The sequence below is a fragment of the Xanthomonas sp. NCPPB 2866 genome (assembly GCF_041475745.2).
Taxonomy (GTDB): domain Bacteria; phylum Pseudomonadota; class Gammaproteobacteria; order Xanthomonadales; family Xanthomonadaceae; genus Xanthomonas; species Xanthomonas arboricola.
On sequence record NZ_CM192975.1, the window covers coordinates 2621876 to 2644074 of the forward strand.

Annotated in this window: 18 protein-coding genes; 9 read left to right on the plus strand and 9 right to left on the minus strand. The window is 65.4% G+C overall.

The window, feature by feature from the left end; translation table 11 throughout:
• Nucleotides 1–71 precede the first annotated feature (71 nt).
• Entirely contained in the window at nt 72–2450 is a 2379-nt protein-coding gene (ppsA, locus tag ACCQ04_RS11245) for a phosphoenolpyruvate synthase (protein WP_104593323.1), read from the plus strand.
• Nucleotides 2450–3415 carry a mechanosensitive ion channel family protein gene (locus tag ACCQ04_RS11250; RefSeq protein ID WP_016905101.1) on the plus strand — a complete coding sequence of 322 codons (966 nt, stop codon included), beginning with the start codon at nt 2450–2452 and terminating at the stop codon, nt 3413–3415. Before ppsA ends, ACCQ04_RS11250 begins: the two co-directional genes overlap by 1 nt.
• Nucleotides 3416–3611: 196 nt before the next feature.
• On the opposite strand, the gene orn is transcribed toward ACCQ04_RS11250, so the two are convergent.
• The 3 genes from orn to mntR form a co-directional block, all read right to left on the minus strand.
• Nucleotides 3612–4196, minus strand: coding sequence for an oligoribonuclease (orn, locus tag ACCQ04_RS11255; protein WP_054592974.1), 585 nt, complete (start codon nt 4194–4196; stop codon nt 3612–3614).
• A gap of 70 nt (nt 4197–4266) precedes the next feature.
• Nucleotides 4267–4776: a tRNA adenosine(34) deaminase TadA gene (gene tadA, locus ACCQ04_RS11260; protein ID WP_102256631.1), complete on the minus strand. Its 510-nt coding sequence runs from the start codon at nt 4774–4776 to the stop codon at nt 4267–4269.
• 2 nt (nt 4777–4778) lie between these two features.
• The gene (mntR, locus tag ACCQ04_RS11265) at nt 4779–5246 is read right to left on the minus strand and encodes a manganese-binding transcriptional regulator MntR (RefSeq protein ID WP_024939187.1); all 468 of its coding nucleotides are present in this window, start codon (nt 5244–5246) and stop codon (nt 4779–4781) included.
• Between the two features lie 144 nt (nt 5247–5390).
• Here mntR and ACCQ04_RS11270 point away from each other — a divergent pair, with 144 nt between their 5' ends.
• Both ACCQ04_RS11270 and ACCQ04_RS11275 read left to right on the plus strand, forming a co-directional pair.
• A complete protein-coding gene (locus tag ACCQ04_RS11270; protein WP_226427716.1) occupies nt 5391–6737 on the plus strand; it encodes an Nramp family divalent metal transporter in 1347 nt (448 codons plus the stop codon).
• 535 nt (nt 6738–7272) lie between these two features.
• Entirely contained in the window at nt 7273–8097 is an 825-nt protein-coding gene (locus ACCQ04_RS11275) for an alpha/beta fold hydrolase (protein WP_024939189.1), read from the plus strand.
• 663 nt (nt 8098–8760) lie between these two features.
• On the opposite strand, the gene ACCQ04_RS11280 is transcribed toward ACCQ04_RS11275, so the two are convergent.
• The 5 genes from ACCQ04_RS11280 to ACCQ04_RS11300 form a co-directional block, all read right to left on the minus strand.
• On the minus strand, nt 8761–10389 hold the full coding sequence (locus tag ACCQ04_RS11280) for an MFS transporter (protein ID WP_226427715.1): 1629 nt from the start codon (nt 10387–10389) through the stop codon (nt 8761–8763).
• 85 nt (nt 10390–10474) lie between these two features.
• Complete coding sequence (locus tag ACCQ04_RS11285; protein ID WP_226427714.1) at nt 10475–12316, minus strand: amidohydrolase; 1842 nt, start codon at nt 12314–12316, stop codon at nt 10475–10477.
• 113 nt (nt 12317–12429) lie between these two features.
• Nucleotides 12430–12867, minus strand: coding sequence for a DoxX family protein (locus tag ACCQ04_RS11290; protein ID WP_104593320.1), 438 nt, complete (start codon nt 12865–12867; stop codon nt 12430–12432).
• Complete coding sequence (locus ACCQ04_RS11295) at nt 12864–13520, minus strand: hydrolase (RefSeq protein ID WP_039521767.1); 657 nt, start codon at nt 13518–13520, stop codon at nt 12864–12866. The genes ACCQ04_RS11290 and ACCQ04_RS11295 overlap by 4 nt, the downstream gene beginning before the upstream one ends.
• The gene (locus ACCQ04_RS11300; RefSeq protein ID WP_372358781.1) at nt 13517–13957 is read right to left on the minus strand and encodes a helix-turn-helix transcriptional regulator; all 441 of its coding nucleotides are present in this window, start codon (nt 13955–13957) and stop codon (nt 13517–13519) included. Before ACCQ04_RS11300 ends, ACCQ04_RS11295 begins: the two co-directional genes overlap by 4 nt.
• A gap of 495 nt (nt 13958–14452) precedes the next feature.
• Between ACCQ04_RS11300 and ACCQ04_RS11305 the strand changes: the two genes are divergently transcribed.
• The 4 genes from ACCQ04_RS11305 (at nt 14453) to ACCQ04_RS11320 (ending at nt 20385) form a co-directional block, all read left to right on the plus strand.
• On the plus strand, nt 14453–17545 hold the full coding sequence (locus tag ACCQ04_RS11305; protein WP_255618606.1) for a sensor histidine kinase: 3093 nt from the start codon (nt 14453–14455) through the stop codon (nt 17543–17545).
• Nucleotides 17538–18179 (plus strand): response regulator, encoded by a 642-nt coding sequence (locus ACCQ04_RS11310; protein WP_024939195.1) that lies wholly within the window; start codon nt 17538–17540, stop codon nt 18177–18179. Before ACCQ04_RS11305 ends, ACCQ04_RS11310 begins: the two co-directional genes overlap by 8 nt.
• A 413-nt stretch (nt 18180–18592) precedes the next feature.
• A complete protein-coding gene (locus ACCQ04_RS11315; RefSeq protein ID WP_065031540.1) occupies nt 18593–19720 on the plus strand; it encodes a Cache 3/Cache 2 fusion domain-containing protein in 1128 nt (375 codons plus the stop codon).
• 44 nt (nt 19721–19764) lie between these two features.
• Nucleotides 19765–20385, plus strand: coding sequence for a DUF8082 domain-containing protein (locus tag ACCQ04_RS11320; protein ID WP_226427712.1), 621 nt, complete (start codon nt 19765–19767; stop codon nt 20383–20385).
• A 90-nt stretch (nt 20386–20475) separates the two neighbouring features.
• Here the strand turns inward: ACCQ04_RS11320 and ACCQ04_RS11325 are convergent, their stop codons facing one another.
• Complete coding sequence (locus ACCQ04_RS11325) at nt 20476–21039, minus strand: TetR/AcrR family transcriptional regulator (RefSeq protein WP_024939198.1); 564 nt, start codon at nt 21037–21039, stop codon at nt 20476–20478.
• 86 nt (nt 21040–21125) lie between these two features.
• Between ACCQ04_RS11325 and ACCQ04_RS11330 the strand changes: the two genes are divergently transcribed.
• On the plus strand, nt 21126–21869 hold the full coding sequence (locus ACCQ04_RS11330; RefSeq protein ID WP_226427711.1) for an SDR family NAD(P)-dependent oxidoreductase: 744 nt from the start codon (nt 21126–21128) through the stop codon (nt 21867–21869).
• The last annotated feature ends 330 nt before the right edge of the window (nt 21870–22199 follow it).

Here is a 22199-nt window from a genome sequence, read left to right on the forward strand (position 1 = left end):
ATCATAGCGGCTTCTTCCTACGGACGCGGCCATCCAGCCCGCTCGGGCGATGGCCATACGGAGCATCGCGCTTGAACGAGAATATCCTGTGGTTGCATGAGCTACGCCTGGCCGATCTGGCCCGCGTAGGTGGTAAGAATTCCTCGCTCGGCGAGATGATCGGCAACCTGGCCGGGCTTGGCGTTTCGGTTCCCGGTGGATATGCGACCACTGCCGAGGCTTTCAAGGACTTCATCGCGCATAACGATCTGTCCAAGCGCATCTTCGACAAGCTGGCGACGCTGGATGTCGAGGACGTTGGCGCCCTCACCGTTGCCGGCAAGGAAATCCGCGGCTGGGTGATCGATGCTCCGCTGCAGCCGGAACTGGACCGCGATATCCGCACCGCGTACGCACAGCTGTGTGCTGAAAATGGCGGTGGCGAAGTGGCCGTGGCGGTGCGTTCGTCGGCCACTGCCGAAGATCTGCCCGATGCCTCGTTCGCCGGCCAGCAGGAGACCTTCCTCAACGTGACTGGTGCCGACGATGTCGTGCACAAGGTCAAGGAAGTGTTCGCCAGCCTCTACAACGACCGCGCAATCGCCTACCGCGTGCATCATGGCTTCAAGCACGAAGACGTGTTCCTGTCGGCCGGCGTGCAGTTGATGGTGCGCTCGGGCGTCGGTGCGGCTGGCGTGCTGTTCACGCTGGACACCGAATCGGGCTTCCGCGACGTGGTGTTCGTCACCTCCAGTTTCGGTCTGGGCGAGATGGTGGTGCAAGGTGCGGTTAACCCGGACGAGTTCTACGTCTACAAGCCCACGCTGACCGCAGGCAAGCCGGCGATCCTGCGCCGCTCGCTCGGCAGCAAGGCGATCCGCATGGTCTACTCGGATGTGCCCGGCGAGCGCGTGCGTACCGAAGACACGCCGGTGGAACTGCGCAGCACCTTCTCGATCAGCGACGAAGACGTGCAGGAGCTTTCCAAGCAGGCGCTGGTGATCGAAAAGCATTACGGCCGCCCGATGGACATCGAGTGGGCCAAGGACGGTGTCAGCGGCAAGCTGTTCATCGTGCAGGCGCGTCCGGAAACCGTGAAGTCGCGCAGCCATGCCACCCAGATCGAGCGTTTCTCGCTGGAAGCCAAGGACGCCAAGATCCTGGTCGAAGGCCGTGCGGTAGGCGCCAAGATCGGCAGCGGCGTGGCACGCGTGGTGCGCTCGCTGGACGACATGAATCGCGTGCAGGCCGGCGACGTCTTGATCGCCGACATGACCGATCCCGATTGGGAGCCGGTGATGAAGCGAGCCTCGGCCATCGTCACCAACCGCGGCGGCCGCACCTGCCACGCGGCGATCATCGCGCGCGAACTCGGCGTGCCGGCCGTGGTCGGCTCGGGCAACGCCACCGATGTGATCAGCGACGGTCAGGAAGTGACGGTGAGCTGCGCCGAAGGCGATACCGGCTTCATCTACGACGGCCTGCTGCCGTTCGAGCGCACCACCACCGACCTGGGCAACATGCCGCCTGCCCCGCTCAAGATCATGATGAACGTGGCCAACCCGGAGCGCGCGTTCGACTTCGGCCAGTTGCCCAACGCCGGCATCGGCCTGGCGCGTCTGGAAATGATCATTGCCGCGCACATCGGCATCCATCCCAACGCGCTGCTGGAATACGACAAGCAGGACGCTGACGTCCGCAAGAAGATCGACGCCAAGACCGCCGGCTACGGCGACCCGGTGAGCTTCTACGTCAATCGCCTGGCCGAGGGCATCGCAACGCTGACCGCCTCGGTGGCACCGAACACGGTGATCGTGCGCCTGTCGGACTTCAAGTCCAACGAGTACGCCAACCTGATCGGCGGCTCGCGTTACGAACCGCATGAAGAGAACCCGATGATCGGCTTCCGTGGCGCCAGCCGCTACGTCGATCCGTCCTTCACCAAGGCCTTCTCGCTGGAGTGCAAGGCGGTGCTGAAGGTGCGTAACGAGATGGGCCTGGACAACCTCTGGGTGATGATCCCGTTCGTGCGCACGCTGGAAGAAGGCCGCAAGGTGATCGAGGTGCTGGAGCAGAACGGGCTCAAGCAGGGCGAGAACGGCCTGAAGATCATCATGATGTGCGAGCTGCCGTCCAACGCGCTGCTGGCCGATGAATTCCTGGAGATCTTCGATGGTTTCTCGATCGGCTCCAACGACCTGACCCAGCTGACCCTGGGCCTGGACCGCGACTCGTCGATCGTGGCGCATCTGTTCGACGAGCGGAACCCGGCGGTCAAGAAGCTGCTGTCGATGGCGATCAAGTCGGCGCGCGCCAAGGGCAAGTACGTGGGCATCTGCGGCCAGGGGCCGTCCGATCACCCGGAACTGGCCGAGTGGCTGATGCAGGAAGGGATCGAGTCGGTATCGCTGAATCCTGACACCGTGGTCGACACCTGGCTGCGTCTGGCCAAGTTGAAGAGCGAGAGCTGATGGGTATGTTGGGTGCGGTGTTGGCGGCGGCTGCGGGAGCAGTCGCCGCAAGGCCGGTGGCGGCCAAGACGGCGGAGCCGGCGTTCAACTGGGCCAATATCCCGTGGGCGCAATATGCGCTCAACTGGGGGCTGGCCCTGCTGATCGTGGTGGTCGGCATGTGGCTGGCCAAGCAGCTCAGCCAATGGCTGCACCGTGCGCTGACCCGCGCGCGCATCGAGATCACGCTGACCAACTTCCTGCGCAACGTGTTGTATGCGTTGCTGCTGGTGCTGGTGTTCGTGAGCGCGCTGAGCAAGATCGGCGTGCCGCCGACCTCGCTGATCGCGGTGCTGGGTGCGGCCGGCCTGGCGGTCGGCCTGGCGTTGAAGGACTCGCTGTCCAATATCGCTGCAGGCGTGATGCTGATCGTGTTGCGGCCGATGCGCGATGGCGACCATGTGGTGATCGCCGGCCAGGAAGGCATCGTCGACGAAATCCGGATCTTCCAGACCCGGATCCGCTCGTTCGACGAGCGCATGATCACCCTGCCCAACAGCACCATCACCACCTCGCCGATCGTCAACTACAGCACCCTGCCCAACCGGCGCCTGGAAGTGACCGTGGGCGTGGGCTACGGCGACGATCTGAAGAAAGCCCAGCAGCTGTTGCTGCAGATCGCCAAGGACAATCCGAACCTCCTGGAGTCGCCGGCACCGTTCGTGCAGGTCACCAATCTGGGCGAAAGCACGGTGGATCTGATGTTGTTCGCGTATGCGACCAACGGCAATTTCGGCGCGGCCAAGAGCACCACGCTGGAACAGATCCGCAACCAGTTGCTGGAAAACGGGCTCAACATCCCGTATCCGCAGCGCGACCTGCACGTGTATCACCACGATGCCGACGGCAAGCCGATCTCCGACCTGCTGCTGAAAGGCATCGCCGACGACGGCGACCTGAGCAAGGGTCCGCCGCTGGCGCGCTGATGCATTGAATCGCTTGATGGAAAAGCAAAAGGCCGCATCGAACGATGCGGCCTTTTTATTGGATGCGTTGCAACTATGTGGCTTTTTGCCTGCCTGACCGGCAGCAAACGTTACCGGACGTACGCCTGCGCGTGATCCGCAACTGGGCGCCGTCAATCAACACGCCAACAGCGCGCAACGCCGCCGTGGCCAGCGCTCAGGCCGGCAAGTCGGCCTGGGAATCGCCGCCCAGCGCGCCCATGAACTGGCGGTAGTGGCGTAGCTCGTCGATCGAATCACGCACATCGCTCAACGCGGTGTGGGCCGAACTCTTGGCAAAGCCATTGGCCACCGTCGGCGCCCAACGCCGTGCCAGCTCTTTGATGGTGGACACGTCCAGGTTGCGGTAGTGGAAGTAGCGCTCCAGGCGCGACATCTGGCGATGCAGGAAGCGGCGGTCCTGGCAGATCGAATTGCCGCACATCGGCGAGGCGCCGGCGCGGATCCACTCGCTCAGGAAGGCCACCGTCTGCGCCTCGGCCTGGGCGTGGGTGACCTGGCTGTCGAGCACGCGCTGCCACAGCCCCGAACGGCGGTGCTGATTGCGGTTCCACTCGTCCATGGCTTCCAGCGTCGCCAGCGGGTGGGCGATGGCCAGCTCCGGCCCTTCGGCAAGCACGTTCAACTGCGCATCGGTCACGATGGTGGCGATCTCGATGATGGAATCGCGATCGGTATCCAGGCCGGTCATTTCCAGATCGATCCAGATCAGTCGGTCGTTGCCTGCAAGGGTGTCTGCCATATCGCCGTCCTGTGGAGGGCCGTCGCCGGCCGGATGCTGAAGGGCGCGCATCATACCGCGGCCGCGCCGCTTAGGGCGCGAGGGGCGGCTTGCCGCGCTTGGCCCTGAAGTAATTGGTCAGGCGCAGGCCGGCCTCGGCGGCCAGCACGCCACCGCTGACCTGTACGCGGTGGTTATGGCGCGGGTCGGCGGGCAGATCGAACACGCTGCCGCAGGCGCCGGTCTTGGGGTCGCTGGCGGCGAATACCACCCGCGCGATGCGCGCGTGGATCATCGCCATCGCGCACATCGCGCACGGCTCCAACGTGACATACAGCGTGCAGCCGATCAGCCGGTGGTTGGCCAGGCGGCGGCCGCCTTCGCGCAGGGCCATGATCTCGGCATGCGCGCTGGGATCGTGGCTGGCGATATTGAAGTTCCAGCCCTCGCCCAGCACGGTGCCCCCGGCATCGATCAGCAGCGCACCGACCGGGATCTCGTCAAAGTCGCGTTCGGCACGCTCGGCAAGTTGCAGGGCGCGTTGCATCCACTGCTGGTCGATCAGCGTCTGCGCCGCGTCTACCGACGTTTCCACCGGCATGCTCACGCGGCGCTGCCGCCCTGGCGATCCAGGAAGGCGGCGAACGCGGCCACGGTGGCTTCGCTGACATGGTGCTCGATGCCTTCGGCGTCACGGCGCGCGGTGGCCTCGTCGATGCCCAGGGCGAGCAGGAAACGTTCGACGATCTGATGGCGCTGCCGGCTGGACGCGGCCAGCGCCTCGCCGGCCGGGGTCAGGAACACACCGCGATACGGGCGCTGCACCACCCAGCCGTCGCGCACCAGCCGCTTGAGCATCTTGGCCACGGTCGGCTGCGCCACGCCCAGGCGCGCGGCGATATCGACCTGACGCGCTTCGCCACCGTCGACCAGCAGATCGGAGATCAGCTCCACATAGTCCTCGACCAGCTCGGCGCGGCGCGCTTCGCGCACCTGACGGAAGCTTTCCATATGCACCTGCGCGTCGATCAGCGCCGGCGCGGCTGCTTCCAGCTTTTCGCTCTTTCCCACCCTCATCCCCGTCATCACGTCCGGCGCCAGTGCCGGGACGCGTAGTTTGAAGCACGCAGCCGATCATTACGATTTAAATTGCCAATGCTCAATAGCATAGCCCTTGCTATATCATCGGTGTGACTCCCAGCCTGCCTGCTCCGCATGTCCGTCGATCTCCGTCCTCAACCCGCCTCGCCCCTCCCCCTGCCTGCCGCGGCCAATGGCGGGTTGGGCGATCACCACGCCAGTGTCGCCGTACCCAAGGGCGGCCACTGGTGGTTCCGGCTGCTGGCATTCCTGGGCCCGGGCTACATGGTGTCGGTCGGGTACATGGACCCGGGCAACTGGGCCACCGACCTGGCCGGCGGCTCGCAGTTCGGCTATCTGCTGCTGTCGGTGATCCTGCTGTCCAACCTGATGGCGATCGTGCTGCAGAGCCTGTCGGCACGGTTGGGCATCGCAACCGGGCTGGACCTGGCGCAGGCATGCCGGGCGCATTATCCGCGCGGAGTGAACCTGGCGCTGTGGGGCATCTGCGAACTGGCGATCATCGCCTGCGATCTGGCCGAGGTGATCGGCACCGCCATCGCGTTGAAGCTGTTGTTCGGCATTCCGCTGACCGTGGGCGCCATCATCACTGCGGTGGACGTGGTGCTGGTGCTGTTGCTGATGAACCGCGGTTTCCGTGCGCTGGAAGCGTTCGTGATCGCGCTGCTGTTGATCATCTTCGTCTGCTTCGGCGTCCAGATCGCGCTGGCGGCACCACCGATCGCCGCCGTGCTGGGCGGATTCATTCCGCGTGCGCAGGTGGTCGCCGACCCGCGCGCGCTGTATCTGGCGATCGGCATCATCGGTGCGACGGTGATGCCGCATAACCTGTACCTGCATTCGTCGATCGTGCAGACACGTGCGTATCCGCGCACCGATGCGGGCCGCAAGTCGGCGCTGCGCTGGGCGGTGACCGACAGCACCGTGGCGTTGATGTTCGCGCTGTTCATCAACGCCTCGATCCTGATCCTGGCGGCGGCGGTGTTTCATGCGCAGGGCCGCACCGATGTGCAGGAAATCGAACAGGCCCATGCCCTGCTCGCGCCGATGCTGGGCGTGGGCCTGGCCTCGACGCTGTTCGCAGTGGCGTTGCTGGCCTCCGGCGTCAATTCCACCGTCACCGCCACGCTGGCCGGGCAGATCGTGATGGAAGGCTTCCTGCAACTGCGCTTGCCGCCGTGGCTGCGCCGCCTGCTGACACGTGGCATCGCCATCGTGCCGGTGGTGATCGTGACCTGGTTGTATGGCGAGGCCGGTACCGCGCGGCTCCTGGTGCTCAGCCAGGTGGTGCTGTCGATGCAGCTGCCGTTTGCGGTGATCCCGCTGGTGCGCTTCGTATCGGACCGTGAGTTGATGGGCGCGCTGGTGGCACCGCCGTGGCTGGTGCGCATCGCCTGGGTCATTGCGGCGGTGATCGTCGGCTTGAACCTGAAGCTGCTGTGGGACACTGCGCTGCACTGAGTGGCGAGCACGACCGGCGTGGTCGATGCGATGCGGCAGCTGCGTGCGCTGCAGAGCCAGGCAGGATGCACGGAGGAGCGTTGATCGGCGCTGCATTGCGTTCGTGCGAGGTGGATGCCCGAATGATCCATCACGGCGCATCGACTGCAGCGAACGAGCTGATCCGCAACGCTGGGGATAACCGCTGTAGAGCGCACGCAGATGCAATCTGCGCTGCGACGCAGGCGGTCTACTGCTCGCATGCACCGGCACGCCCGTGGCCTGCGTCGCACCGCGTGGCGCGGGCCCATGCAAGCACGATGCGTATCGCATCGTGCCATCGCCGGGCTGCATGCCCCTCGCCCCAGGAGTGTTTATGGATCCGTTCGAGGCGCATCCGGCCGACGCCGGACGCCGCAGCTTTCTCATCACCGGCACGGTCGCCGTAGCAGCGTTGTCGCTGCCCGCGTTCGCCACTGCCGCACCTCCCGCACGCGCCCGCGCCCGCGCCCGCGCCACCACCCCACCCCACTCGTCCACTCACGGAGTCAACCCGATGTCCAATTTCGTCAAACGCCCCGACGGCGCCAATATCTTCTACAAGGATTGGGGCAAGGGCCAGCCGGTCGTCTTCGCACATGGTTGGCCGCTCAGCGGCGATGCCTGGGACCCGCAAATGCTGTTCATGGGCCAGCACGGCTACCGCGTGATCGCACACGATCGCCGCAGCCATGGCCGCTCGTCGCAGACCTGGGACGGTAACGACATGGACACCTATGCGGACGATCTGGCTGCAGTGATCGACGCGCTGGACCTGAAGGATGCGATCCTGGTCGGCCATTCCACCGGCGGTGGCGAAGTGGCGCATTACGTTGGCCGCCATGGCAGCAAGCGTGTGGCCAAGGTGGTACTGGTCGGCGCAGTGCCGCCGCAGATGGTCAAGAGCCCGACCAATCCGGGCGGCCTGCCGATGAGCGTGTTCGACGGCATCCGCGATGGCGTTGCCAAGGACCGTTCGCAGTTCTATCAGGACCTGACCACGCCGTTCTTCGGTGCCAACCGTGACGGCAACAAGGTCACCCAGGGCATGCGCGATGCGTTCTGGCTGCAGGGCATGCTGGGCGGCCACAAGGGTCAGTACGACTGCATCAAGGAATTCTCCGAGGTCGATTACACCGCCGACCTGAAGAAGATCGACGTGCCGGCGCTGGTGGTGCATGGCGACGACGACCAGATCGTGCCGATCGATGCATCGGGCAAGTTGTCGGCCAAGATCATCAGCAACGCCGAACTGAAGATCTACCCCGGCGCGCCGCACGGGTTGACCATTACCCATGCCGATCAGTTCAACAAGGATCTGCTGGCCTTCGCCAAGCGCTGATTCTTGCTTCACTGCGTAAGACAGAGGCCGGCTCGTGAGAGCCGGCCTTTTGTTTTGGTGCGCGTTGCTTTGCTGCGCGCAGGTCCGTTGTGATCAGGCTGGCTGCCTCAGCGTCGATAGGCCTGTTGCCAGTGGCGCCCCAATGCGCCCCCTGCAGGCGAGCTTGCGGACCCACGACGTGCGCGCAAAGATGCCGAAACCGCAAGCGGGATGGCGACGGTGCACCTTCGCAGCGTGGTCGCAACACCGCGCAACGGACCAGCTTCAGGCATGGACCGGCCAGCCACAGGTGAGCACAGCAACCAGTGCCCCCAAGAAACCGCCACGCAGCACGACCACCGGCAACGCGATGCTCAGCCATGGCGGTGCCAGCAATGGCAGGTCAGGCAGTCGCAGCCAATGTCGATCGGCAGCGCGAGCGATACGCCGACCGCTGAAGGACACGTGCGCTGCCCTGGCTGGCCGTAAGCCGATCGGGCGCAGCCAGCAGGCGGGTTGCGCCCGCTCCGCTTGGCCAAAAGGCGCTCCGGCCCTGGGTCTGCGCAGGCCGGTTACCAGCGCCGGCAACCGGCCTCACGCACGGCAGGCGCGGCCAACCTGGCAGCAGAAAGCGACATCGATTTCAGCGCCGGGCCGATCGGGAGCGTCGTGCTGATGAAGTTCTCAGATATCGGCATGGGCGTGCGGCGGCACCGCCACACCGCCGCCACCGACGAAGTGGCGGACCACCGGCGCGCGCTCGCCTTGATGCAGGGCGCGGATCTGCTCCTGCAGCTGGCGGTCGTCGCCGGTGACGCGCTCGTGCTGACGCAGATGTTCCAGCCACGAAGCGACGATGAAGTATTCCAGTTGCACGCCGGGTGTTGCCGCGTCTTCGGCGATACCCCAGACCACCGCACCATCACGACGCCGCGCGTTGCCCAGTTGCGTCATCAGCTGCAGGAAAGTTACGCGCGCATCGGCAGCGATGCGGTATTCGACCGTCACCAGCACCGGGCCGCGATCGTGTTCGACCGCATCCGATTGCGCCGGCACAGGCCAATGTCCGCCAGGGGCGAGGTCCAGCTGTTCGGTGCCGGCAATGCGCGCGCGCTTGACCAGCAGCGCCGCGATCACCGCGCCAACGGCGGCAATCTGCAGGGCTGTCGCGATCGAGGTGCGTTGCGCCAACGCGCCCCAGACCAGCGAGCCGGCCGCCATACCCGCAGAAAACACCACGATGTACAGCGACAATGCGCGTGCGCGCACCCAGGCAGGCACCGCCGTTTGCGCGGCGATCTGCAAGGACGACAGCACGGTGATCCAGGCCAGGCCGTTGACCACCATCACCACGCACAGCACTCCGATCTGACGCGACAATGCCAGCCCCAGCAATGAGGCTGCGCACACGATGGTGGCCACGAACACCAGTAGGTCGCGGTCGTAGCGCGCACGCAGGCGTGGCAACAGCAGCGCGCCACTGATCGCACCGATGCCGATGCAGCCCAGCAAAACGCCATAACTGCCGGCACCCAACTGCATGTCGCGACGGACCACCAACGGCAGCAATGCGGTCAACGCGCTGGCGAACAGGAAGAACCCGGCGGCCTTGATCAGCACCGCCTGCAAGCGCCCGGCGCGTGCGGCGTAGCGCAGACCGGCACGCAGGCCCGCGCCGAAGCTCTCCGGCGGCAATGCAGAGATATGCACATCGCGACGCCAACGCCACAACACCAGCAGCATCAGCCCGAAGGTCACGCCATTGAGCAAAAATGCCCACGGCGGCCCGAATTGCGCCACGATCAAACCGCCAACCGCTGGGCCGATCGAGCGGGCGATGTTCATGCCGATCGAATTGAGCGCTACCGCCGAGGCCAGCATCGGCCGCGGCACCAGCTCCGACACGATTGCCGCCTGCGCAGGCATCGCCATTGCCGCGCCCATGCCCATTGCAAAGGTCAATGCCACCAGTACCCACGGGGTTAGCAACTGCAGATGCGATAGCAAGGCCAAGGCTGCGGCCACCAGCAACATCCAGCCCTGGGTAAGCATCAGGTAGCGGCGGCGGTCGACGATGTCGGCCAGCGTGCCGGCCACCAGTGCGAACAACACCACCGGCAAGGTGGTGGCCGACTGCACCGCCGCCACCATCAACGGCGAGCCCGTCCGTTCGACCATCACCCAGGACGCGGCGACATCGTTGATCCAGGTGCCGATGTTGCTGCCTAAGATGGCCAGCCATAAGGCACGAAAGATCGGCTCGCGCAGCGGCGACCAGGCACCGCTATCGGCGGGTGCGGCAGAAGAAGTCATCGCGGCAAGGCTCCAGTGGACGGGGTGAAACAAACAAGGTGACGGGCCTGGATGCGCCGGCAGGCGCATCGCTGTGGTGCCGATCTCAGAACGCGAAACACGCGCAACCCAATGCGCCCCAGAAGCCGCGCAGATCATCGCTGGGCGCAGCATGCTGCGCTGCATGTCCATGCGGCCCGTGCGCGCGACAGCCATGGCCATGCGTGTGCGTGGTGCTGGCAAGCCCGCTGACCGCACCACCCACGTGATAGCCGCCGAACCGGTTGACCGGCGACCAGTCCGGCATCGCCGGCGGCAAGGTGGGCGCCAGTGCGGCGAAGTCGCCGTCGCCATGGACGACGCGCCCACCCAGCACGGTCAGCACGCTGGTGATGTCGGCAATGGCGGCATCGTCGACGCGGAAGTAATCGTCGGACAACACGATGAAATCGGCCAGTTGCCCCGCCGCCAGCGTGCCCTTGTGGCCCTCATCGCCGGAGAACCACGCGCTGCCCTGCGTCCACAGCCGCAACGCCTGCTCACGGTCGAGCAGGTTCTCTTCGCCGTACAACGCCAGACCGCCCACCGTGCGTCCGGTGACCAGCCACGACAGCGCCACCCACGGGTTGTAACTGGCCACGCGCGTCGCATCGGTGCCGGCGCCCACCGGCACGCCGGCGGCCAGCATGCGACGCACCGGTGGCGTGTGCTGCGCAGCCTGTACGCCGTAGCGCTCGACAAACGCTTCGCCCTGATACGCCATGCGGTGCTGCACGGCGATGCCGCCGCTCAAGGCGCGAATGCGGTCGATATTGCGTGGCGTGATGGTTTCGGCGTGATCGACGAACCAATGCAGGCCATCGAACGGAATGTCGGCATTGACCTTTTCGTACACATCGAGAATGCGTCCGATGCTTTCGTCGTAGGTGGCATGGATACGGAATGGCCAACGCTTTTCGACCAGCAACCGCACCACCTGCTCCAGCTCGGGCTCCAGTTCCGGCGGCAGCTCCGGGCGCGGCTCGCTGAACTGTTCGAAATCCGCCGCCGAAAACACCAGCATTTCGCCGGCGCCGTTGTGCCGCAGCAGATCGTCGCCCTTGCGCACCGGCAGCATCTCGGTCCAGCCGCGGAAGTCGTCGACTTCCTTGCCCTTGTTCTGGGTGAACAGGTTGTAGGCGATGCGCACGCTCAACTGGTCGGCCGCGTGCAACTGTTCGATGACTTGGTAGTCCTCCGGATAATTCTGGAAACCGCCGCCGGCATCGATCACCGAGGTGATCCCCAGCCGGTTGAGTTCGCGCATGAAATGGCGTGTGGAATTGGCCTGATACTCCAACGGCAGTCGCGGGCCCTTGGCCAGGCTGGTGTAGAGAATCAGGGCATTGGGCTTGGCCAGCAGCAAGCCTGTGGGATTACCCAGCTTGTCGCGCTCGATGCGCCCGCCGGGCGGATCGGCAGTGGCCTTGTCGTAGCCACAGGCGCGCAAGGCCGCGCGGTTCAGCAGGGCGCGGTCGTACAGATGCAGCAAAAATACCGGTGTATCCGGTGCGATGGCATTGATCTCGTCCAGGGTCGGCAAGCGTTTTTCGACGAACTGATGCGCGGTGAATCCGCCGACCACACGCACCCATTGCGGCGCTGGGGTGCGGTCGACCTGCGCCTTCAACATCGCCATCGCATCGGCAAGCGAGCGCACGCCATCCCAGCGCAGCTCCAGGTTGTAGTTGAGCCCGCCGCGAATCAGATGGGTGTGGCTGTCATTGAGGCCGGGCAACAGGCGTCGGCCTTGCGCATCGATGCTGCGGGCGCCAGCTGCCAGCGCCATGATCTGCGCATCGTCGCCCACCGCCACGATGCGTCCATCGGTCACTGCAATGGCGGTGGCGCTGGGCTGACGTGGATCGAGGGTAGTGATGCGTGCGTTGCGAACGACAAGATCGACCATCGGAGACTTCCTTGAAGCAGACCAAGCGCCGGGCAAGGCGCCCAACGCAAGACCGGCGGCGGCGCCCTGCATCCACAGGCGCCGCCCGGCATCGTGATCATTCGGTACGCCGCTCATGCCGCACCACGCCTGCGCAGCCCATCCAGCGACCATGCGCCACCGCCAGCGGCAACCAGCCCCAGCAACACCAGCAGCCACATCAGCGGGTATTCCATCCCGCCGTGCATCCAGAACCAGCCCTTGGGCACGGCCACCACGACGGTGGTGGCGATGAACACCGCCGCCAGTGCAGCACTGACGCGCGTCCACAGACCCAGTAACACCGCCAGCCCCGAGAGCGTTTGCACCGAGGCCAGCAGCAACGGCAACGGTTGCGCAGACGGAAAGCCGAATTGCTGTAATTCAGCGGCAAATCCAGCCAGCCCCGGCCCACCAAACCATCCCAGCAACTTGCCCAGGCCATGCGGCAACAGGAAACCGCCGCCGGCAATGCGCAGCATCAGCAATGCCGCTGCAAGGCCGGCGTTGCCACGTGGTGCCGATGCGTTCAATGCCCGCCTTCCTGCGCGCCGAACATGGTTTTGGCGTACTGAATGCCGATGCCGTAGCCGCCCGCATGCGCACGCGCGATGCCGGTGGTGAGGTCGTAGGTGTCGCTGCGTGCCCAGTCGCGCTGCAGTTCCAGCAGGTACTGCACGCTGGTGATGGGCGCGGCGCCGGCCTGCACCATCCGCGTCACCGCGCGCTCGTGCGCTTCGTCGCTGACATCGCCGCAGGCATCGGTGATGACGTAGACCTCGAATCCCTGCTCGACCGCCGACAGCGTCGGGCCGACGATGCAGACGCTGGTCCACAGCCCGGCAATCACCAGACGCTGCTTGCCGATGGCGTTGACGCGGTCGATCACACCCTGGTCTTCCCAGGCATTCATGCTGGTGCGATCAAGCACCGGTTCGCCGGCAAAGATCTCCGGCAGCTCGGGAAACAGCGGGCCGGAGAACGACTTCTCTGCAACGGTGGTCAAGATCACCGGCACCTTGAAGCCTTTGGCGCCCTTGGCAATCAGCGACACGTTGTTGCGCAGCGCCGATATGTCGATGGTATGCGTGGCGAACGCCATCTGCGATTGATGGTCGATCAGGATCAGCGCGTGATCACCGGGCGACAACAGGGACTTACCGGGGACGGCGGTGGCGGTGGTCATGCGTGATGCTCCAGGGAGGATGAAAAAGAACCAGCGATGTGCCGTTGCGCACGCGGCTGGGGGCGCGCGGCGCAGGGATCGTTCGCCACTTGCGCGGCAAAGCGCGCCGGCGTGCAGCCGGTGGCGTTGCGGAAGCTGCGGACGAAATGGCTTTGATCGAAGAAGCACAGATCGGTGGCGATCTGGCTGATGGTGTGGCCGCCCTCGCGCAGCATGGCCTGGGCGCGTTCGAGGCGGCGACGACGCAGATACTCCATCGGGCTGGCGCCCAGCGCATCGCGAAACACGCGCGCAAAATGGAAGCGGCTCATGCAGGCGGCGCCGGCCAGTTGCGTCACACCGATGGGCTCATACAGATGCGTGTCGATGTACTGCAGCGCTCTGGCCACGGCGCGTGCGCGCGGGGCGTACAGTGCGTTGGTGTTGCCTGCATGCAGATCGGGGCGGCCGGCGGCAGTCAGACGTGCCATGTGGCGTCTCCGGCGGGGAATGCCGCCATGGTGGGGCGAACCTGCCGATCGCCCCACCCCTGATGGTGAGGCCGATCGCTCACTCTTTCGGGTGAGCAGCCCGCGTGCTGCCACAAGCACGCATGGGATCGCATGGGTGCATCGCCATGGCATGCACCGCGCATGCACGCCGATGCAGCGGCGATACCGCGCCGTTGTTTCTGTCGCGCTTTGCAGTGTCCAAGCCGACACCCGCACCACACGCAAACCAAGCGGACGCCAGCGCACGACTGGCACGCTACAAGGCGGCGTCATCACTGCTGCAGCCAACCGCTGGCATCCAGCTCGGCGCACACTGCATCGCAGCGACACGCACGCATCCCACGCAACATGCCGGTCCATGCGTAGCCGATTTCCTGCCCGACCTGCCTCCCCCGAAAGAGGTGGTGGTGCTTGGCCCCGATCTCGCCCGACAATGCTGCAATGCCGCGCGAGCCCCCCATCCGATTCCACCTGCTCTGGCGCCTGTGCGCGGCGGTGATCGTTGTGATGTGCAGTTGCGGGTGGCCGTGCAATCCCGTGTACGCCCAAGGCATCGCCGCAACGCGTGCGGGGCTGCTGCAATTCCACCACACCGCCTGGAGCACCGAGCGCGGCGCACCGGCCGATATCTGGGATATCCAGCAAGCCGAGGCCGGGCCATTGTGGCTGGCGACCGGATTTGGCCTGTTTCAGTTCGATGGCGACCGTTTCGCGCGGCAGGCGGCGCCGGATGGCGAGGCCTATGCATCGCACAACATGACCACGCTTGCGCTGGCGCCGGACGATACCGCCTGGATCGGCTACTTCAACGCCGGCATCGATCGCATTGCCGACGGTCACCTGACGCACTTCAGCCCGGGCAAGGACGTGCCCGCCGGCATGGTGTTCCGCATTGAGCACGATGGCAGTGGGCGCTGGTGGGCCGCCATCGATGGCGGTTTGTGCTGGTTCGATGGGCAACGCTGGCAGCGTGCAGGCGCCGACTGGGGCTACACCGCCGAGCGCGCGCATTGGCTGCTGCGCGATGTGCGCGGCACGCTCTGGGTCAGCGACGGTACCCAGATTCTGTCGTTGCGGCCTGGCGCCAAACGCTTCGAACCCAGCGGCCAGCAGGTGGGTCCCTACGTCACCATGGCCGAAAGTCCGGGCGGAGCGATCTGGGTCGCAGACCCGTACCGCGGCGTGTTTGCGTTGACCGATGCGCAGGGCCACGTGCTGCCCGCCACGGCCCGTGCCCGGCCGCAATTTCCCGGGCTGTTCGCGCGGCGCATCCGGTTCATGCGCGATGGCGCGCTATGGGGCAGCGACTACGCGGCGCATGGCCTGTTCCGGATCGCCTTACCCACATCGCCCACGCCGGTGCTGGAACGCTTCGGAACCGTACAAGGCCTGACCTCGGCCACTGCCGGCCCCTTGCTCGAGGACCGCGAAGGCAATCTGTGGGCCGGCACCAATCTGGGCCTCAACCGGTTCCGACATCGCGCGTTGCTGCCGTTGGCGTCCTTGCTGCCGGGCCAGGCGATGGCCGTGGCGACCTTCAATCCCGCCCCGGGCACCGCCGCACGCCCGCTCCTGGCCAGCCTGCGCGATGGCCGGCTGCTGGCCTTGAGCCGCGATCGCGTGGAAGGTTTGCAGCGTGGTGCGTCCCACCACATCCTGGATGTGCCGGCGACCGCCAATGGCTGGGTGCTTGGCGAGCACGCCTTGCTACGTCTGCAGGTCGGCCGCGTGCAACCGGTGGCGCTGCCGCTCGGCCTGGCGACCGGCGCCATCCGCGCCTTCGTCGTGGACAACCGCAACCATCCCCGGATCTGCCCGGATGCCGGCGGCCCCTACGCTTTCGACGGCAACGTCTGGCAGCCGCTGCCCGATCTGCAGGATAGCCCGTGCACGGTGCTCGCCAATACGCGCGATGGCGGCCTGTGGGTGGGCACCATCAAGGGCGATGCGCGCCTGCTGCAGGGACGGCAGGTGACGCGTTACAGCGCAGAAGATGGCCTGTCGGTGGGGCCGATCACCGCCATCTGGCAAGGCCCGTCGCTCACGCTGGTCGCCGGCGAAACCGGGCTGGCAGCGCTGGGCGCCGACGGCCGGTTCCGGCAAGTGGCCGATCAAACCAATCCGCTCCTGCAGGGCATCACCGGCATCGTGCAGGACCGGCACGGCACGCTGTGGTTGAACGGCAACCGCGGCGTGGTGCAGATCGCTCAACGTGCGCTGCTACAGAGCGTGCAATCGGGCGTGGTCAGCCCGGCGCTGCGCCTGTACGACATCATGGACGGGTTGCCCGGTGTCGCCCAGCAGGCCACACCGGTCCCCACGGCCATCGCCGCCGACGACGGCCTGTTGTGGTTCACCACCAACCAGGGCCTGGCCTGGCTGGACCCGGAACAGACCTACCGCAACCCCACCGCGCCGGAGGTCTTCATCACCGACGTGGTCGCCGACGACCGTCCCTACCCGCGCACCGCCGGGCTGCGCCTGCCCAAGTGGACGCACCGCCTGCGCATCGGCTACGACGCTGTGAGCCTGACCCGGCCCGAACGCGTGCGCTTCCGCTACCGGCTGGAGGGCGTGGACGCGCAATGGCAGGACGCCGGCAACCGTAACGAGGCGTTCTATACCAACCTCGCGCCCGGCCGTTACCGCTTCCGCATTGCCGCCGCCAACAACGATGGCGTGTGGAACGCGCGCGGCGACACGCTGGATTTCGTCATCGAAGCGGCCTTCGTGCAAACCTGGCAATTCAAGGTGTGCGTTGCGCTCGCCCTGCTGCTGACGCTTGCGATGCTGTGGCGCATGCGCACCCGGCGTATTGCCGGACGCCTGCGTGCACGACTGGAAGAGCGCTACCGCGAACGCGAACGCATCGCGCGCGAGTTGCACGACACCTTGTTGCAGGGCACGCAAGGCCTGATCCTGCGGCTGCATGCCGCCAGCCGCTCGTTGCCGCAGGACGACCCGCGGCGGCTGGAGCTCGAACAGGCGGTCGACCTGGCCGAGAATGCGCTGATCGAAGGCCGCGACCGCGTCAACGGCCTGCGCGACAGTTATTCGCTGCGCCAGGATCTGGCCGCCGCACTGCAGCGCGCACGCGAGGCCACCATGCCACCGCCGTCTGCCGAACTGCAGGTGTCGGTCGAAGGACGCCCGGTGGCGCTGCGTCCGATGGTGGCCGACGAAGTGTTCCAGCTTGGCCGCGAAGCATTGGCCAATGCCGATCGCCATGCAGGCGCCGCGCGCATCGCGCTGGAACTGCGTTACGGTTCACGTGACTTCGTGCTGCGCATCCGCGACGATGGCTGCGGCCTGGATCCGGACGTGCTGCATGGGCATGCACGCACCGGCCACTGGGGGCTGACCGGCATGCAGGAACGCGCCAAACGCATCGGCGCCAAGATGCAGTTGTGGTCGCGTCCAGGCAGCGGCACCGCAATCCAGATCACGCTTCCGGCCCGCACCGCCTATGCGACGCCACCGCGCTGGTGGTGGCGCTTTCGACCTGCACGATCCACGGAGAGCTCCAATGGCTGAGATGGTCAAACCGACCGACGTGCTGGTGGTAGACGATCATCCGCTGCTGCGCGACGGTCTCAGTGCCATGCTAGCCGCCGAGCACGACATGCGTGTGGTCGGCGAAGCCGAAGACGGCGAACAGGCCGTGGCCTGCTACGCCAGCCTGCGCCCGGACGTGGTGCTGATGGATCTGCAGATGCCGCGCGTGGATGGCGTCGAAGCCATCCAGCGCATCCGCCGTGTCGACCCCGCCGCCAAGGTCATCGTGTTGACCACCTATACGGGCGATGTGCGTGCGGTGCGCGCATTGCAGGCCGGCGCCTGCGGCTATCTGCTCAAGAGCGCGCTGCGCCGCGAGCTGGTCGACACCATTCGCGACGTGCGCCGCGGCCAGCGGCGGCATGTTCCGGCGTCGGTGGCCGAAAACATCGCCGCCCACGTGCTCGACGACGCGCTATCCGCCCGCGAGACGGAGGTACTGAGCCTGGTGGCCACCGGATGCTCCAACAAGCAGATCGGCAATGCCTTGAGCATCTCCGAAGAGACGGTCAAGGCGCATATGAAGAACATCCTGGCCAAGCTCGGCGTGCGCGATCGCACCCATGCGGTCACCGTTGCCCTGCGCCGGGGAATCCTGTCGCTGGAAACCTGAGCCGCCTGCGACCAGGCAGATCGCAAGCGCAGGTCGCTCTTCAAACACCGCTGCATCCGGTCATCGCGGTAGCGCGGCAACGGCAGGCGCGACACAAAGACGCCACCGCGCGCATCGGCCGGCTCACCGACGGCACCGCGATGGATCGCCCCTGGAGGGCTAGCCCATCTTGCCGCCCACCGCGCCCGCCAGCCCGAACTCTGTAACCCGGTCCACCATTCTTGAACACAAGGCGCACGATGCGATCGACGCGCACTGTCAAATCGATCGGCTTGAGCTATCGTATGCACCGCCAGCGGCGTGGGGGCCGCTTCAGCATCATGCGCAACAGCCGATAACGGCTAGGTCCGACCGCTGCCGGGGGGCTGCGACGGCGTTCGATCCAATCACTAAACGCGTTCAGGGGAATTGCGATGCTTCGTCACTCTTTGCGGGTGCGCCTGCTGTTGCCGGTGCTGGCCTTGGTGCTGGTCGTGGTGGTGGCACTGACGGTCATCCTGGCCATTACCGAAGCGAACCGGGTCAAGTTCGAGACCGGCGACGCGATCGAGCGCCAGTCGGTGTCCTTGCAGACCCTGTTCTCGGTCACCCGCGCGATGATGCTCGATCGCGTCAATTCCTCCATGCGCCAGCTGCGCAAGGAAGCCAACGCACACGGCGCCGCCAGCGTCGGCAACGAAGTGCGCGTGGGCGAGCGCAGCGCCAACGACCTGCTGCTGGGCCAGAAGGCGCAGGCCAACGTCTTCGACATGCTCGACGATGTCACCGCCATCCACGAAGGCACCGCCACGCTGTTCTCGCGCACCGGCGATGACTTCGTGCGCATCTCCACCAACGTCAAGAAGGACGACGGCAGCCGCGCCATCGGCACCGTGCTCGATCCGAACGGCCAGGCCGCCGCCAAGCTGCGCAACGGCGAAAGCTTCTACGGCGTGGTCGACATCCTCGGCAATCCGTACGTCACCGGCTACGAGCCGATCTTCGCCGGCAACGACAAGCGCGTGATCGGTGCCTGGTACGTGGGCTACAAGGCCGACACCCAGGCGCTGGAAAACGTGGTCAGCAGCCGTCGCGTGCTCGACTCCGGCTTCATCGCCGTGTTCGACAGCAAGAACAAGCTGCGCTTCCAGTCCACCACCGGTGCCACCACCGACACCGCCACCATCGAGCGGATCGTCAAGGAAACGCCCAACGACTGGGTCGTCACCAAGCAGGAAGTACCCGATTGGGGCTTCACCCTGGTTTCGGCTTATCCCAAGAGCGACGTCAATGGCGTGATCGTGCGCCAGTCGCTGTGGATCGCCGGCATCGGCCTGCTGGTGTGTGCGCTGTTGCTCGGCCTGCAGTGGGCGTTGATCTGGAGCCGCGTGTTGCGCCCGATCCAGCACCTGACCACCGTGGCCGAAGAGCTGAGCCTGGGCAAGTGGAACCACACCATCGACGAGGTCAACCTCAAGGATGAAATTGGTACCCTGGCGCGCGCCATCTCCCGCCTGTCCAACAGTGTCCGGCTGGCCATGGAGCGGCTCAGCAAACGCTGAGCTGCGCGCACCCATTCCGTACCAGATGATGCAAGGAAGACGCCATGTCCACTGAATTCCGTCCGCTGATCGAGGTCCTGCGCGAGCTCAAGGCGCTGGCACTGAAGAAGGCGTCCGGCTTTCTGTTCATCGTCACCGAGGAGAACCACTCCTGCATCATCCGCCTCAACGCCGGGCAGATCGAGGAAGTGGTGTTCCGCATGCTGCGCAATGACGAGGCAGTGCAACGCCTCACCATGGTCAATGCAGCCAAGGCCCGTTTCCAGGCCGATCCCGGCGCCGGCATGGGCAAGCCCTCGCTGCTGAGCGATGACTCGCGCCAGTGGTTGATGGGCGGCTTCGAACAGGATCTGGGTGGTGCGCCGGCACCACCGCGTGCGGCGGTTGCAGCGGCCCAGGCACAGGCCGCCGCAACGCCGCTCGCCGCACCGAACGCAGCACCTTCAGGCGCTGGGTCGCCACCGGACGAGCGCGTCCGCGATGCATTGGAAAAAGTCGCGCTGAATTATCTCGGCCCGATCGCCGGCATGCTCTGCGACGAAGCCTGGGACGCATCGAGCGACATTGAGCAGGTGCTCAACCAGCTGGGCGCCAACCTCTCCACGCCACAGGAAACGCAGAAATTCATGGCCGATGCGCGCGTGGCGCTGGCCAAGCTGCGCTGACAGGCAACTGCAGTGGATCCAGGATCAAACCGCGCATTGCGCGGTTTTTTTTCGCGCCCACTCGTGCGGAGATAGCGGAATTATCGCTGGCTAATCCAGACTTTTCACGCTTATGCCATTCAAGAACAAGTCGACGAAATGCCCGATACGCGATTTCGATGATTGGTCATTTTCGACTGCAAGGGAGATGGCAGTCACCACGCAAATGAAATCCTCATACGTGACGTCGCCACGGATCGCACCCGCGTCCTGCCCGCGCTGAAGCAGCCGGCGCCCTTCTGCGGTGATCGCATGACAGCCGGGTGTCCCGCATTGGATAACAGCCCCGATCGAAGCAGCAAGACTCTGATAAATGCTCGTGTTCCTGGCAAGTTCTTCCAGGTACGCGCGTACCGCCTCGCCTGGAGCAAGGTCTCGGTCGCGCGCACGGCTGGCTTGCGCCAGCGACAGGAAACGCTCGTTGCTGGTCGCGGCTAACAGTGCCTCGCGCGTGGGAAAGCGACGATACAGCGTACCGATGCCGACACCTGCGCGCCTGGCAACTTCCTCGAGCGGGACACCAGCTCCTTTTTCCAGAAAAAGCGCTTCAGCTGCAGAAAGGATGAGTTCCCGATTTTTCTGCGCGTCAGCCCGAAGGGCAGGTTCATCACTCAGACGTTTTCCTCCCTCTTTTGTCAAGTGGAGGTTATCTCCATATCATAAGTGGAGCAATCCTCCATATTTGAAGAAGGCACCGGACGATGACGAACCGTTTCGAAGACAAAGTGGTGGTGATCACGGGGGGCAGCGACGGCATCGGCCTGGCAACGGCGAAGCTGTTCGCCATGGAAGGCGCGCACGTGTACATCACCGGGCGTCGGCAGGACGCACTTACCGAGGCCGTCAAGGAGATCGGCCACGGAGCAGTCGGTGTGCAAGGCGATGTCACCAATTCCGACGACGTCGCTCGGCTTTACGAGCAGATCCAACGCGATCACCACAAGGTCGATGTCGTGTTCGCCAATGCGGGCATCTACGAGGTCGTCTCCCTCGATGCGATCGACGCTACGCATTTCGACACGACCTTCGACGTCAATGTGAAAGGCATGGTGTTCACCGTGCAAAAAGCGCTACCGCTGATGACTGCGGGCAGCGCTATCGTCCTCAACGGCTCCATCGCCGGCAGCAAGGGCCTGCCAGGCCAGTCTCTTTACAACGCCAGCAAGGCCGCGGTGCGCTCGTTCGCCCGAAGCTGGACCACTGACCTCAAGGAGCGAGGCATCCGCGTGAACGTCGTCTCGCCTGGTGGCACGCAGACGCGCCTGATACGCAGCTACCTCGATTCGCAGCCCGAACTTGAAGAGGCGCTGAGCAAGAGTGTTCCGCTCGGGCGGTTGGCCGAACCGAACGAGGTAGCACGGGCAGTCCTCTTCCTGGCATCCAGCGAGAGCAGCTTTGTCGCCGGCCATGAGCTTTTCGTCGACGGTGGTGTCGCTGCAGTTTAGGCATTGGGCGAGGCGCGTGCGGTGCATGGCGATCATTGCGCGTCGAAGCCGTGCGGATCGTGCAGGCATGACTGCGGCTCTGGTCGAAACGCTTCGTCGAGCGCAGGGTATCCCGCTGCGGTCTTGTTTGACGCAAAGGCGCAATGCAGCCCGCGCTTCTAGAGGGTGATCCTGGCATCCAGCAACGGCGCGAGCGCAGGCCAGCATCCCATCATCCGCGGAGGTCGAACGTACCTGAGTGCAACACGCCTCACCCTCCCCCGCCAACGGCGGGGTCCGGGCGCATGCGCACCCGGACTATTTCACCATCATCGATACTTGCCTCATCTT

Bases quoted from the DNA above. Each gene is read 5' to 3' on its own strand.
- ACCQ04_RS11305 (WP_255618606.1), top strand. From the start codon at position 14,453: ATGCCGCGCGAGCCCCCCATCCGATTCCACCTGCTCTGGCGCCTGTGC.
- ACCQ04_RS11270 (WP_226427716.1), top strand. From the start codon at position 5,391: ATGTCCGTCGATCTCCGTCCTCAACCCGCCTCGCCCCTCCCCCTGCCT.
- tadA (WP_102256631.1), bottom strand. From the start codon at position 4,776: ATGCCGGTGGAAACGTCGGTAGACGCGGCGCAGACGCTGATCGACCAG.
- orn (WP_054592974.1), bottom strand. From the start codon at position 4,196: ATGGCAGACACCCTTGCAGGCAACGACCGACTGATCTGGATCGATCTG.
- ACCQ04_RS11280 (WP_226427715.1), bottom strand. From the start codon at position 10,389: ATGACTTCTTCTGCCGCACCCGCCGATAGCGGTGCCTGGTCGCCGCTG.
- ACCQ04_RS11250 (WP_016905101.1), top strand. From the start codon at position 2,450: ATGGGTATGTTGGGTGCGGTGTTGGCGGCGGCTGCGGGAGCAGTCGCC.
- ACCQ04_RS11275 (WP_024939189.1), top strand. From the start codon at position 7,273: ATGTCCAATTTCGTCAAACGCCCCGACGGCGCCAATATCTTCTACAAG.
- ACCQ04_RS11310 (WP_024939195.1), top strand. From the start codon at position 17,538: ATGGCTGAGATGGTCAAACCGACCGACGTGCTGGTGGTAGACGATCAT.
- ACCQ04_RS11315 (WP_065031540.1), top strand. From the start codon at position 18,593: ATGCTTCGTCACTCTTTGCGGGTGCGCCTGCTGTTGCCGGTGCTGGCC.
- ACCQ04_RS11295 (WP_039521767.1), bottom strand. From the start codon at position 13,520: ATGACCACCGCCACCGCCGTCCCCGGTAAGTCCCTGTTGTCGCCCGGT.
- ACCQ04_RS11330 (WP_226427711.1), top strand. From the start codon at position 21,126: ATGACGAACCGTTTCGAAGACAAAGTGGTGGTGATCACGGGGGGCAGC.
- ACCQ04_RS11285 (WP_226427714.1), bottom strand. From the start codon at position 12,316: ATGGTCGATCTTGTCGTTCGCAACGCACGCATCACTACCCTCGATCCA.
- ACCQ04_RS11320 (WP_226427712.1), top strand. From the start codon at position 19,765: ATGTCCACTGAATTCCGTCCGCTGATCGAGGTCCTGCGCGAGCTCAAG.